Below are 13,857 nucleotides of genomic sequence, written 5' to 3' on the forward strand. Positions count from 1 at the left end.
AAGTAACAAGTAACAAGTATTAAGCTATAAAAACTGCCTATAAAATCAAATTACAAGAACGCATCAGGTTGTTTGGCATAAGGACGAGCGACTTCTTTACTAATAGTGCCTTTGCTGATTAAGTTCTTTAGTGATTGGTCGAGGGTAATCATGCCTTCGCTAGCACCAGTTTGAATAGAGGAGTACATCTGCGCTACTTTGTTTTCGCGTATTAAATTACGGATAGCCGGCGTACCAAGCATGATTTCGTGGGCAGCGACACGGCCACCTGTTTTGCGTGGCAATAGAGTTTGCGAGATAACGGCTTGCAAGGATTCAGATAACATAGCTCGAATCATAGATTTTTCTGCCGCAGGAAACACATCAATAACCCGGTCGATAGTTTTGGCGGCTGAGCTAGTGTGTAAGGTGGCGAATACTAAATGTCCAGTCTCAGCAGCAGTCAAGGCCAAACGTATGGTCTCAAGGTCACGTAGCTCACCGACCAAAATCACATCTGGATCTTCGCGCAAAGCTGAGCGTAGGGCTGGTTCAAAGCCCAAAGTATCACGGTGCACTTCACGCTGGTTAATTAGACTTTTTTTGGACTCATGAACAAATTCAATCGGGTCTTCGATAATTAGGATATGCTCTTTACGGGTCTCATTAATGTAATCAACCATAGCGGCTAAGGTCGTTGATTTACCAGAGCCGGTAGGACCAGTGACTAGTACTACTCCACGCTTAAAGTCAGATACCTGTTTGAAGACCTCACCCATATCTAAGTCATCCATGGACAAAACTTTGGAGGGGATAGTACGAAAAACAGCGCCAGCACCCCGGTTTTGGTTAAAAGCATTTACTCGAAAACGGGCTAAATTAGGTATCTCGAAAGAAAAGTCGGTCTCAAAAAACTGTTCAAAATCTGCTCGCTGCTTATCATTCATGATAGCGTAGATCAGCTGATGAACGACTTGATGGTTCATTGCTGGCATATTAATACGAGTCATCTCGCCATCCACTCGAATAATTGCTGGCATTCCTGCCGAAATATGTAAATCTGATGCTTGGTGCTTGACCGCAAAACGTAGCAAGTCTTCGATGCTCAAACTGCTTTTTTCAGACATAATTAACGATTCCTAATGGTCAATAAAATACAACGCTGTACCCTCTAAGCTTATATTTACAAAGAGCAAGGATGGTTTTATGTTAATCTGCTATGGCTATGATTGAACAAATATTCACATAGTAAGTAAGGTAATGTAACAATATAATAACAATACTAGTCACACTTAACCATCTATTAGCGCATACCAAGGCAAAAATAGATTTCTATAGAAACTTCCGATACGAGTATTTTATGAATAGTTCTTTGATTAATCCTAAAAATAACAACGATGCAAATACAGCAAGTAATAATGACCAAGCTAATAAGAGCGATAGTGATTACCGTCAACTGCTTAGTAACTGGCAACAAGTAAGTGCTCAAGTTATGCAAGCTTGTGAGCAGGCCTCTCAACAACCGGAATCCAAATCAGCGAGTAAAGTGACCTTATTAGCTGTGTCTAAGACTAAGCCTGCTGAGATGATTGCTACTTTAGCTAAGCAAGGTCAGCGTGACTTTGGAGAGAACTACCTACAAGAAGCCGTCGATAAGATAACTACCTTGCGGGCAGACCCTGAAGTTGCCGCTATTGTTTGGCATTATATTGGCAGTATTCAGCGCAACAAAACTCGTGATATAGCGGAGAACTTTGACTGGGTGCAGACTGTTGAACGTGACATTATCGCCAAGCGTCTGAATGATCAGCGCCCAGATGGTATGGCACCATTGAATGTCCTTATTCAGCTCAATATTGATAATGAAGACAGTAAATCAGGCTGCTTGCCTGCAGAGCTTGCTGATTTGATAGCTACTATCAAAAGTTATGAGCGCTTACAGCTGCGTGGACTTATGATAATTCCTGCCAAAGCAGATACTGATGCTTTTGCCCGTACTCAGCAGTTATTTAACGACATACAGCAGCAGTATCCAGAGCTCACTGCTTGGGACACGCTAAGTATGGGTATGAGTGATGATATGACTGAGGCGATTGCTAATGGCTCGACTATGGTACGAGTTGGCACCGCAATATTCGGTGCACGTGATTAGCCAGATGTTTTGTTTGAATGATTGTTGCTTAAAAAGAGCGTCTACTTGCACGAGCTACTACTTAAAAAAGCTCCTGCTCGAAAGAACTGTTTGTTGCCATAAGCTGTTATTAAAACAGTTCTTTCTACTCTTTGTTTTTGTGCAAACGGTGTTTTAGTTAAAGCTGGTCTTCTATAAATAGTATTTTATACAAACACGGTGCTGTTTAAACACCCTCCTCAGACTTAGTTACCAGCAGCTGATTGATTTTGAGTTTTTCAGTAGCAAGAATCTCAAAATGATAGTTGGCATAGTCAATACTGTCGGTCTTTTTGGGGATTTTGCGTAGCATATACATCATAAAGCCACTGATGGTTTCATAGTTTTGACTGTGCGGTAGATTGACGATACCAAGCGCTCTAATAACATCTTCAATCGGGGTCATACCGTCAATCAGCCACGAGTTATCAGTACGCTGAATGATAGGCTGCTCCTCTAAAGTAACTAGCTCGCCCATTACGATACTCATCACATCTTTTAGGGTAATAACGCCTACTACTAAAGCGTATTCATTAACGATGACCGCAAAATCTGCACCCGTTGATTTAAACGTTTCTAATACTTCAAATAGCGATAGCGTATTGGGAACGAACAGCGCAGGTTTTAGCAGTGCTTGATCGGTCAGGCACACCAGCTGTTGCTCAAGTACCGATGCCAAAAAACTGCGAGACTCAACATAGCCAATGATATTTTCTAAGTCGTCGTCGATACAAACTAAGAACTTATTGTGCGGCTGTCTAATCATCACGGCCACTATATGCTCAGTACTAGCCTTGCTATCAAAATAAACCACATGCTCGCGAGGGTTCATTACTGAAGTCACCGTGCGCTCTTGCATCTCAAAAATATTTTCAATCAAATGGTGTTCTTGATGCTTAATGACTCCTGCTTCTGCACCAGCATCCATCACCGCATAGATATCCTCTGAAGTCATATCATCTTGGCGAATAGTCGAAATACCTAGCGCTTTAAACAGTACGTTTGCTGCGCCATCGAATACCCAAATCATAGGCTTAAAAATAAAGATCAAAAATATCATTGGTCTTACTAATTTGACAGAGACATTTTCAGAGTCTGACATAGCCAGCCGTCTGGGCATTAAGTCGGCGAGCAGTGAAAATACACTAGTGATAATGATAAACGACAGCACAGAGGCCACAGTTTCATTTTTGAATAATAGGGATAAATAAGGACTGATAGCTGATTCGCCAATCGCTCCAGCGGAGATAGCTACTGCATTGAGCACGACTTGCACTACGGTAATAAAGCTACCGGAATGTTGTTGCATATTGAGGACATCAAGGGCGCGTACTTCCCCTTCTTTGGCCATTACTTGTAACTTAATCTTGCGGCTGGCGGCAATGGCAATCTCCGCACCAGAAACGAAGGCACTCAGGGCCAGTAATAAAAATAGAAATACACTAGCGGTTAGCAAGCTCATGAAATACTCGGATAAATATAGATAGGGTTAGAGAAGATTATTGAAGCGATAATTAAGGGGACGATTAAGGCGGCTATTGGGATAAAGATAAAAAGTAACGACATAAAGTAAAAACGCAACATAAAGACAGGGACTAAAATTTATCAACAGGTAATAAAAAAGCTGGGCAAGCACCCAGCTAATTATTTCATCATTGATTTCGCTATAAGTCTGATTATCGGCTAGCTAGGGTTTAAGCTAGCTAGCCTCTATCTTTTATAGTTAGCCTTTTAGTGACCATTTATTTACTAAAGGATAGCGGCGTTCGCGCCCAAAAGCTTTGTGGCTGATCTTAGTACCAATAGGGGCTTGTAGACGCTTAAACTCGCTATGGTCGACCATCTTGATAGTTTTAGCGACTAAGTCTTCGTCAAAACCTTTAGATACGATATCCTGATAGCCCATATCTTCATCAATATATAAAGTGAGGATGCCGTCTAATATGGCATAGTCGGGCAGACTGTCTTGGTCGGTTTGATCAGCTCGTAGCTCAGCTGAAGGTGGGCGAGTGATGACTCGCTCAGGAATAACTGGGGTATCTTCTAAACGATTACGATAGCTGGCCAAGTCATAAACTTGGGTCTTATAAACGTCTTTTAATACGTCAAAACCACCCGCCATATCACCATATAAAGTAGAGTAGCCTACTGCTAATTCAGATTTGTTACCAGTAGTGATGACCAAATGACCAAACTTGTTCGATAACGCCATCAAGATCACTCCACGGGCGCGAGCTTGGATGTTCTCTTCGGTAGTGTCCGCTGGTGACTTATTGAATAATGGCGCAAGGGTATGACGAATACCTTCTACTGCATCAAAAATAGGGCAGACAGTATAAGAAACATTCAAGCGACGCGCTTGTGCTTGGGCATCCTCTAAGCTGATTTTTGAGGTGTACTCATAGGGCATCATCACGGCATAGACTTTGTCTGCTCCTAAGGCATCGACAGCTATACATAAAGTCAGCGCTGAATCAATACCACCGGACAGACCAATGATCACCCCAGTAAAGCCTGAATTATTGACATAATCACGTAAGCCCACTACTAAGGCTTGATACATCTCAGACTCACGGCTCAATGACAGTGGCGCTTTAGCTTGAGTGTTAAAGGTACCAGTATTGACATCTAAAGTGGCTAGTAACAGCTGATTCATAAAGCGTGTAGCTTCGTGAGCAATAGTACCATTGGCTTGTACTGCCATTGAGCCACCGTCAAATACTAAATCATCTTGACCACCAACTGCATTAACATAAATAATCGGTAGCTTATTGTCACTACTGCGCTTGCTTAGCATAGCTTTGCGAGTATCTTGCTTTTCTCTTTGGAAAGGGGAAGCGTTGAGGCTAATAATTAGCTCTGCACCTTGCTCTTTTAGTTCTGCAATTAGGTTCTTTTCCCATAAGTCTTCACAGATAAGAAGACCTATAGTTATGCCTTTATAGTCAAATAAAACTTGGTTACGACCTTTATCAAAATAACGACGCTCGTCAAATACCCCATAATTAGGTAAGAATTGCTTATGATAAAAGCCCTTTTGATGGCCGTTATGCAGAATAGCTGCTGAGTTAAAAGTACCGTGATGATCCACATGAGGGTAACCAACAATCATGACGATATCTTCAATGTCACTCAAGTTCGATAAAGCGCTTTTGATACGACCTGAAAGACTAGGGCGTAGTAATAAATCTTGTGGAGGGTAACCTAAAAGCGCTAGTTCAGGGAAGATAATAACATCAGCACCTTGCTCACGTGCTTCTATTGCAAGCGCACGCATTTTTTCAGCATTGGCGGTAATGTCGCCGACTAAAAAGTGTGATTGAGCTAAAGCGAAAGTAATAGAGTTGGTCTTTGCAGATGGTTTTTCAGCAGTATTAGTAACAGGGGGATGAGCTTGGCTATTGTCTTTTGACATTGTTATTGTTCCTATCAATATAGTATTTAAAATTTAGTGGATTATTATTTATTTGGATCGTCTAGTTAAAATGCTTATTTAGAATGTGCTGACCAAACTATAATATATGGCTTAGTTTTTTTAAAATAATTCAGTTATAGGACTTAATGGTTTAACTTGTTTGTATAATTTATCGCTTATAATATTTGATAGCTAAAGTACCGCAATGGCCAGTAAGCTAGGCAAATAATAGGCAAAAAGTAAATACTTAGCTATTATTCGCAACTTTAGCACCAACGCAGGTCAGTGAATCTAGTGCTGAGACTAAGCTATATAGTTGTGCTAGCTAGCAAAAATATTGCCAAATAGGCAGCTAAAAAAAATCTCAATGGATTCCGTAAGCACAAAATAATACCCTTAGTATAACATCAATTACTAATGCTAAGAGAACGCTGCGGTGTTTTTGCACGCTAAACAAAACTATCTTATTATCGACTTAAGTGAATTTTGCTTACTATTACTTTTAGTTTTATTTCAAGACTAAAGCGTGTTGAACATTCGGCTGCAACAGGGCTACTGCTCGTGGCTCAACACCGCCTTAACACACTACCTAAAACAAAATTGTAAGTAAAAATTACAACACAGTATTATTTATTCGTCTTATCTTATTGCATAATGGCTGCTGGTTGTTAAGATGTTTACTGGGCGCATAGGTATACAGTTTATAAACTTCTATTCATAGGCTTATGCCTACATATTCATATAATTCGCAGTAATATCCTATAAGGCTGTTATTGGTTGGTTCATACGCTATGATTGAAAACTGGACAAAAGAGGTCGTTATTCAGCGATTACTAGCCATTACGTTACTAGTGATACTGTTTATACTTTGCTTTCAAGTGGTGCAGTTCTTCATTGTACCAGCGCTTTGGGCCGCGATTTTGGCCTACGTTACTTTTCCTATTTATAAGTTTTTCCATGAAAAAGTAAAGTTCAGTTCAAATGTTAGTGCGGCCATTATGACCATCAGTATCTCGCTAATGATAGGCATACCCTTAGTCATAGCGATATTTATACTGCAACAAGAAGCGCTTAGCCTTTACACTAACCTCATTTATCGTATCAAAGTTGGCTATCTTGATATGCCTGATTCTCTTAAAAACTTACCAGTTATCGGTCAACAAATTCAAGATATCTTATGGAGAATAAATAAGAATCCTGAAGGTACTCTCGAAGCTTTTCGTGCTTGGATTCAGTCGCACTTATACTACGGCAAAGTGGCTCTCGATGTGTTGTTCAGCAGCCTTGCTAAATTAGGTATGGCTTTGATGACGCTTTACTTCTTTTACCGTGATGGTATCAGTCTAATACGGCAGATTCGTCAAGCCTTGCGCAATATCATCGGCAATCGTATTGATGGCTATATTGATTCTGTAGGCACTACCACGCGCGCTGTGGTTTATGGTATTGGTCTAACAGCATTAGCGCAGGCATTATTGGCTGGTGTTGGTTATTACTTTTCTGGTGCGCCTAGTCCTATCTTGCTTACCCTCATCACTTTTGGAGTGGCGCTAATACCTTTTGGTACTCCGTTTGCGTGGGGCGCAGTATCGATTTGGCTGTTGAGTCAAGGTTATACTACTGAAGGTATTGGTCTGGCTTTATGGGGTGTTTTGGTGATCAGTTGGGTCGACAATCTTATTCGTCCTATCGTCATTAGTGGCGCTACTAAGATTCCTTTTATCATTATCTTTATCGGCGTATTAGGCGGTCTTACAGCTTTTGGTTTCGTTGGTTTGTTCATCGGCCCTGTAGTGCTAGCTATTGGCCTTGCTATTTGGCGCGAGTGGATATCACAGCATAAAAACGAGATTTTTGCCCCTAAGCAAGTCATATTAACTGATAATCAGATGTTACTAAACTTCGAGCAGCAGAACCAAGACGATAGTGAAAACCCTGCAAACAGTTAATAGCTGGTAATGATAAATGAATATTCCTACCTACCACTAATCCTATAACCATTAAGCTGGTGGCACTACTATGTTAACTAATAAACCGACTGTCCTTACTATCCTTGCCGATAGCAATATCGCTAGCCTTGATGACTTTTTTAATCCGCAAACCTTAGGTCAAGACCCAGCGCAGAATATAAAAATTATAAAAGCGATAGGCCGTGATATAGATGCGCAATTGCTAAGCGAGCTACAACCGGATATATTGCTGATACGTTCAGTGACGCTAGTGGATGAGCAATTACTAGCTAATAATACTAGTGTCAAATTTGTTGGATCAGCCACTATTGGTACTGATCATGTCGATCAAGCTTATCTGGCTGAGCGTCATATCACTTTTGCTAATGCTGCTGGCTGTAGCAAACATTCCGTTGCCCAATATGTGTTAACAGCGATACTGACTTTGCAGCCACAGTACTGGCAGCAGCCGATGAGCTTGGGTATTATTGGACTAGGGAATATTGGCAGTACGCTGGCTCAGTATGCTACTGATCTAGGCTGGCAAGTACTAGGTTACGATCCGTTGTTACCAGCATCAAAATATAATAATGCCAGCTTTGAGCAGCTGCTTAGCCAAAGTGCTGCTATTAGTTTGCATGTACCTTTGACGGTTGCTGCTAATGGCAAAGCTATTAACAATGCTAGCGATTATCCAACTGAGCATCTTATTGACTCAGCAGCGCTGCAGCTTATGTCGCCCGATACGCTACTGATTAATAGTGCGCGTGGGCCAGTGATCGCCGAGGCAGCGCTAAAGGCCAATATTGAAAGTACTGGACGCCAAGTGGTACTAGATGTGTTCGAGCATGAGCCGCAAGTCGACAAGAGCTTGCTGGACCAATTAACTTTTGCCACGCCACACATTGCAGGCTATAGCGTAGAAGGTAAGCTGCGCGGCACCCAGATGATCTATGATGCTCTATGCGAGCAGTTGGCTGTCGAACCTGTGCAATCTATGCTGCACTTATTGCCAGTGAACTTGTACTTATGGTCTGAGCTTAAAGCCCATCCTGAGCGTTTAAATAAGTTTTATGATATCGCAAAAGATGACCGAGCATTGCGAGCAAAAATAGCGGATGGGCAAGTTAAAGGTGCTGACTTTGATCAGTTGCGTCGGGACTATCATTTGCGTCGTGAATGGCAGTCCTAACGGTTTCGTTTCTAATATTTAACATAAAAAATCTAGTTGATAACTACCAGTGAGCACTAGTATAAGATGAGCCTAAATAATGAGTCGCTGATAAAAGCTACAGATGATAAGGCGATTTATGAGCCTACAATGAGCTTAGCAATGGCGCACAAAAGAGCAAAAATGCTAGCTGACATCAGGCAGTTTTTTGCGCAACGTCAAGTGTTAGAAGTGCAGACGCCTTTGTTATCACAAGCAGCAAATACTGACACTTTTTTGCAGTCAGTGGCTTGTAGGGTAACTTATCAGGACAAGCCTAGTGCTTACTATCTACATACCTCACCCGAATTCGCTATGAAACGTTTGCTCGCTAGTTGGCAAGTAGCGATATATCAAATCTGTCCAGTATTTCGTGATAACGAAATTGGTTCGCGCCATAACATTGAATTTACTATGCTCGAATGGTACCGACTAGGTTATAGCTTGACGGAGTTAGGTGAGGAGTTGGCAAAATTACTAGAGGTGCTGTACGGCTATCCGGTGGTTATGACTGACTATCGCTATATCGATGCGTTTATTGACTTTGTAGGTATTCATCCTCTCACCGCTAGTGTTACGGCATTGAGAGCTATAGCTGAGGATAAAGGCCTAGTCGCTAAAAGTTTTGCACCACCGTCCCACTCTGTAGAAAGTGAGGAGAGTATCAGCGCCATTTTAGAGGATGACGCTGACGATCGTCAACAGTGGCTGGATCTATTATTTAGTCACTTGGTAGAACCCAATCTAGGTCACGATTTACCTACTTTAATCATCGACTATCCTCCAGCTACTGCTGCACTAGCTAAGACTGATGTTGATAAAGACGGTAATCTTGTAGCCAAGCGCTTTGAGCTGTATATAAATGGTATTGAGATTGCTAATGCTTACGATGAACTGGCCGATGGCGCAGCGCTGCAACAACGCTTTGAGCAGGACAATCTGTTACGTCAACAGCATGATTTAGCACAAATGCCTATTGATCAGCATCTAGTTGCTGCTTGTGATGACTTACCGGCTTGTAGTGGTATAGCCGTTGGTTTAGACAGACTATTGATGGTTATCTCAGGTGCCAAAAATCTACGAGAAGTGATCCCTTTCCCTAGTGATTTGGCCTAATAGCTAATAGCGAGTAACCAGTAATTAACAAGCTATCAGCAATACTGATTAATTATCAATCATCAATAGCTACACCATTTAAATAAACAAAAGAGCGTACAGGCCTTTTAGCTTGTACGCTCTTTTAAGTATCTGCTTGCATGATGGTATAGTCACCATGCAAAATACCTTTCGCAAGTAAAAAATTTACAATTTAAAGTCAGTTAAAGCACGGGGTCTAATTAACGAACTAAGCGGTTCAGCCCATCAGCAAAAGACTTTTTATCACGGTCGCCATAAGGTTTCTGACCGCTCATCTCCTGCAATTCTAAAACGCCAGTACCACGCATAGTATCCATGAAGTCACGCATATTGAGCTTTTGCTTGATGTTATTATGATCGTAAATGACCCCACGTGAGGTCAGTACTTTGCCGCCTTTATCCAGAATATCATTGGCTAGTGGAATATCGCTAGTAATAGCCAAGTCTCCTGCTTGAATATTTTCGGCGATATAATCATCAGCTTTATCAAAACCTTGTGGCACCACGGTCATAATTAATAGCGGTGACTTACGTAATTTAATAGGCTGATTGGCGACGAATATTACGGTAGTCTGAGTACGTTCAGCTGTTTTAATAATCAAGTCTTTGGCTATTAGAGGTACTGAGTCAGCATCAACCCAAATCTGCATTATTTTTTCGCCTTATCAACAGGATGTTTTATAGATTTTGGCTTAGTAGTAGTTTTAGGCTCTGCTGTTTTGGTGGCATCAGCAGTATTACTAGCCATCACTATTTCAGCAGCGCTTGACTGCTCTTGTTGCGAATCATTGCTTTTAGTATCGGTTACTAGGTCCGCTATCGCTTGGTTAATTAATAGTGAAGAGGGCTTTTTATCTAAGCCCATTTTATTAGGCATAATAGTGATCAGCTTAGCTAATGCCAGTTCTAAATCGGCAACATCATTGGGCATCAGGGTAATATGAGCAATCTTGCGATCTTCACGCTCAGCTTTATGATAGCTGTGATAGTGCGCCCCATCAATAGCCATTATTGCTTTAGTATCAGGATACTGCCCCAGTACGTTGAGCATAATGACCGGATGTATATTATCAGTATCTCCAAGTGGTAAACCGACCACCGCCCGTATGTGATTTTCAAACTGACTAGTAACAGCGCCTTCAATGCTCCAATGCCCAGAGTTATGCACTCTTGGAGCAATCTCATTCGCCAACAGGTAATCATTACCGCGCTCATCTTTAGTAACGAACAGCTCAAGCGCCATAACGCCTACGTAGTCGAGATGATTCATCAAAGTAGTCATGCTGCTCTGTGCTTGCGCAAACAAGTGGCTAGTGCCTACAGCTGGTGCTTGAGTTTTAGCCAACACACCTTGATAGTGATGGTTTTCCACCAAATCATAACAGCGTACGGTACCGTCTTGGCCACGTGCTGCAATGATGGATACCTCACGGCTGAAGTTAATAAAGCCTTCGGCTATAAGTGGTGCTGGCAGTGAAGTAAGGCGACCATCGCCACTCACCGCAGCTTTGAGCTCTTGCCAAGCCAGCGCTATGTCATTTTGCTCTTTTATAACGTATTGACCTTTGCCATCATAGCCACCACGACTGGTTTTCAACACAATAGGCAGGCCCAAAGTACTGCAAGCTTGCTGCAAATCAGCTAGAGAGGAAACCGCTTTAAACGGTACAGTAGCGATGTCAAGATCATTGAATAATTGTTTTTCTTTTAAGCGGTCTTGCGCAATCTCAAGGGCGATAGGAGGTGGAAACATTCCCTGTTTTTGCTGGCTAGCAGAAAGTTTAGCCAAGCGTTCAACAGTCGCAGTAGGGGTGTTTTCAAACTCTAGCGTAAATACTTCAGCAGCAGCGATGAAATCCTCTAATTGCTCACTAGTATAAACCCGACCATAGAGGCCAGCTGGACAATCAGCATTGTCCTCCAAAAACACGCACTGATAACCTAACGGCATAGCTGCTTGAGCTAGCATCATGCCGAGCTGACCACCGCCTAAGATACCGATAGTGCGAATAGTTTGAGTAACAGGATAAGCATTGGCTGTGGTCATAGCTGGCCTTTAAATTAATAAGATGATTTGAATGATTTAGTTAAGCAGACTCTACAATACTCTAGAATATTGCAGAGTCAAAATCTAGGGATAGCTCGCAGAGTAGTAAGGCTAATAAAATAGCAAAAGGTGCACTATAGGCACCTTGTCACTAAAACACTCATGTAAAAGACTTATACAAAGTAACCTTTACCTACAATAAAAACTATTTATTAGCAAGTAAGTTAAATACAGTAGCTGTTTTTTATTTACTGGTTAATGATGCCTGGGGTGGGGCTAGCTAAGATAGTTTCGGTTTGCTTTTGACGTAGGTCATGCAGTTTGGTAGCTAGCACCTTATCTTGTAGCGCCAAGATCTGAATAGCAAGCAAAGCGGCGTTATAAGCACCGGCACTACCGATCGCCAAAGTACCGACCGCCACGCCTTTAGGCATTTGAACGATAGATAATAAGCTATCCCAACCGCTGAGCATAGAGGACTTAACGGGTACACCCAATACTGGCAATGGCGTTTGGCTGGCACACATACCTGGTAAATGAGCAGCACCGCCCGCACCAGCTATAATCACTTGTAAGCCATTATCTTTGGCGGCTTTGGCATAATCAAACAATCGGTCAGGTGTTCGATGGGCTGAGACTACTTCGCATTCAAAAGCAACATCGAAGTCGGCTAATAGTTGTGCAGCAGCGCTCATAGTAGCCCAATCAGACTGCGAACCCATGATGATACCTACTTTGGCTGGGCCGGCAGGTGAGGTAATGGGATTAGGTTGGGTAGTGACAGTGCTCATGGCGCAGTATCCTCAAAAAGACTATCATACAAAAATTCTACTACTGCCGTAAAGACAAGTTTGAGTGCTACTGTTAATAGAGCATAATTTAGCAGTTTTTTAAACGTTATTTAACTGCCGATTGCCAAAGGATGAATAACTAATCAATAATTAGTTAATTAATCAGACTGTATCAAACAGTAGAGGATTAGCAGTCGTGGCGATACTGAACAAAATTGCTGGAGGAGAGTGCTAAGGACTTAGTAGTCTCTAACTGGTAGCAAGTCAAGTAGCCACTATCTACCGCTGCAGAATAGTCGGTACAAATAACTTGTGCACTTAAGGGCTGTGGTTCACCAGTTAGCCAATAATGGCCCACGAATACTAGTTTATCGGTCTTCAAAGTAAAGTCTATATTTTCTGCTAAGGCATCTATCGGAATCTGCGCTAATCCTGAATCTGGGGCGCGCGCAATTTGATGGATAGTGCGTTTATTTAATTCATCTAGCCACCAGCGTACTCGCACTCTTGAACGTTCAGTACCTTCTTTATCGATAATGACTAACCCTGCTGGTAGCGGGGTTTCTACTCCCTTTAGCACCCGCTCTAATGCCTCATAAGGCAAGCTGTGCTTTTGTGAGGTCATTATCAGTGCTCGCTCCGTTAGACAGTGATTAGCGCTCAATAACGGCTGTAATACCGCCATGCTGTCGACATCCCAGCAAGCATGGACAAAACAAGCGTAGTCAGTTTCAATCCATAATGGCAGCTCATATAAACGTGCCAGCCAATAACGATGTAAATCAGAACCAAATGCTATCTCTGCCAAAAATGCTTGATGCTGAGCAGTATGGATAGCATTGTGCGGGCGTAAATACTGATCTGGCTCATTGGGGTCAATAGTAGCATAGGCTAAGGCATTGTATTCATGATTGCCCATAACCGCATCGGCCACATCAGCGTCTAACATGGCAAATACTAACTCTAAGGTGGCCAGCTGCTGCGAACCGCGGTCTATCAAGTCACCAATGAACAGCGCTCTATGATTGCTAGGAGGTTCAAAATATTGGCCGTTATGAACATAACCTAACTGCGTGAGCAAGCCAATAAGCTTGTCCGCATAACCGTGAATATCGCCGATAATATCTATAATCATAACTAGCTTTCTATACTGATTTTT

Annotated in this window: 11 protein-coding genes; 4 read left to right on the forward strand and 7 right to left on the reverse strand. The window is 42.0% G+C overall.

All coding sequences use genetic code 11. The features are described 5' to 3' along the window. Nucleotides 1-50: 50 nt before the first annotated feature. Entirely contained in the window at nt 51-1,088 is a 1,038-nt protein-coding gene (locus JMY09_RS01275) for a type IV pilus twitching motility protein PilT (protein WP_201621951.1), read from the reverse strand. 251 nt (nt 1,089-1,339) lie between these two features. Here JMY09_RS01275 and JMY09_RS01280 point away from each other — a divergent pair, with 251 nt between their 5' ends. Next, nucleotides 1,340-2,131, forward strand: a complete 792-nt coding sequence (locus JMY09_RS01280; RefSeq protein WP_201621766.1) for a YggS family pyridoxal phosphate-dependent enzyme — start codon at nt 1,340-1,342, stop codon at nt 2,129-2,131. 205 nt (nt 2,132-2,336) lie between these two features. Here the strand turns inward: JMY09_RS01280 and JMY09_RS01285 are convergent, their stop codons facing one another. Next, nucleotides 2,337-3,611 (reverse strand): hemolysin family protein, encoded by a 1,275-nt coding sequence (locus JMY09_RS01285; RefSeq protein ID WP_201621767.1) that lies wholly within the window; start codon nt 3,609-3,611, stop codon nt 2,337-2,339. A 261-nt stretch (nt 3,612-3,872) separates the two neighbouring features. Next, nucleotides 3,873-5,564 carry an NAD+ synthase gene (locus JMY09_RS01290; protein ID WP_201621768.1) on the reverse strand — a complete coding sequence of 564 codons (1,692 nt, stop codon included), beginning with the start codon at nt 5,562-5,564 and terminating at the stop codon, nt 3,873-3,875. Nucleotides 5,565-6,355: 791 nt separating this feature from the next. Between JMY09_RS01290 and JMY09_RS01295 the strand changes: the two genes are divergently transcribed. The 3 genes from JMY09_RS01295 to epmA all read left to right on the forward strand — a co-directional run bounded on the left by JMY09_RS01295 (nt 6,356) and on the right by epmA (nt 9,839). Beyond that, the gene (locus JMY09_RS01295) at nt 6,356-7,513 is read left to right on the forward strand and encodes an AI-2E family transporter (protein ID WP_201621769.1); all 1,158 of its coding nucleotides are present in this window, start codon (nt 6,356-6,358) and stop codon (nt 7,511-7,513) included. A gap of 70 nt (nt 7,514-7,583) precedes the next feature. Then, nucleotides 7,584-8,705: a 4-phosphoerythronate dehydrogenase gene (locus tag JMY09_RS01300; protein WP_201621770.1), complete on the forward strand. Its 1,122-nt coding sequence runs from the start codon at nt 7,584-7,586 to the stop codon at nt 8,703-8,705. A gap of 66 nt (nt 8,706-8,771) precedes the next feature. Further along, nucleotides 8,772-9,839, forward strand: coding sequence for an EF-P lysine aminoacylase EpmA (epmA, locus tag JMY09_RS01305; RefSeq protein WP_201621771.1), 1,068 nt, complete (start codon nt 8,772-8,774; stop codon nt 9,837-9,839). A 221-nt stretch (nt 9,840-10,060) separates the two neighbouring features. Here the strand turns inward: epmA and JMY09_RS01310 are convergent, their stop codons facing one another. The 4 genes from JMY09_RS01310 to JMY09_RS01325 all read right to left on the reverse strand — a co-directional run bounded on the left by JMY09_RS01310 (nt 10,061) and on the right by JMY09_RS01325 (nt 13,833). Continuing rightward, nucleotides 10,061-10,510, reverse strand: a complete 450-nt coding sequence (locus tag JMY09_RS01310; protein WP_201621772.1) for a YaiI/YqxD family protein — start codon at nt 10,508-10,510, stop codon at nt 10,061-10,063. After that, the gene (locus JMY09_RS01315; protein ID WP_227677097.1) at nt 10,510-11,907 is read right to left on the reverse strand and encodes a 5-(carboxyamino)imidazole ribonucleotide synthase; all 1,398 of its coding nucleotides are present in this window, start codon (nt 11,905-11,907) and stop codon (nt 10,510-10,512) included. The genes JMY09_RS01310 and JMY09_RS01315 overlap by 1 nt, the downstream gene beginning before the upstream one ends. Nucleotides 11,908-12,155: 248 nt before the next feature. Continuing rightward, complete coding sequence (gene purE / locus JMY09_RS01320) at nt 12,156-12,698, reverse strand: 5-(carboxyamino)imidazole ribonucleotide mutase (RefSeq protein ID WP_201621773.1); 543 nt, start codon at nt 12,696-12,698, stop codon at nt 12,156-12,158. Between the two features lie 187 nt (nt 12,699-12,885). Next, nucleotides 12,886-13,833, reverse strand: coding sequence for a metallophosphoesterase (locus JMY09_RS01325; RefSeq protein ID WP_201621774.1), 948 nt, complete (start codon nt 13,831-13,833; stop codon nt 12,886-12,888). Between the last annotated feature and the right edge of the window lie 24 nt (nt 13,834-13,857).

Source organism: Psychrobacter urativorans (genome assembly GCF_904846695.1).
In the GTDB taxonomy this organism is placed as follows: domain Bacteria; phylum Pseudomonadota; class Gammaproteobacteria; order Pseudomonadales; family Moraxellaceae; genus Psychrobacter; species Psychrobacter urativorans.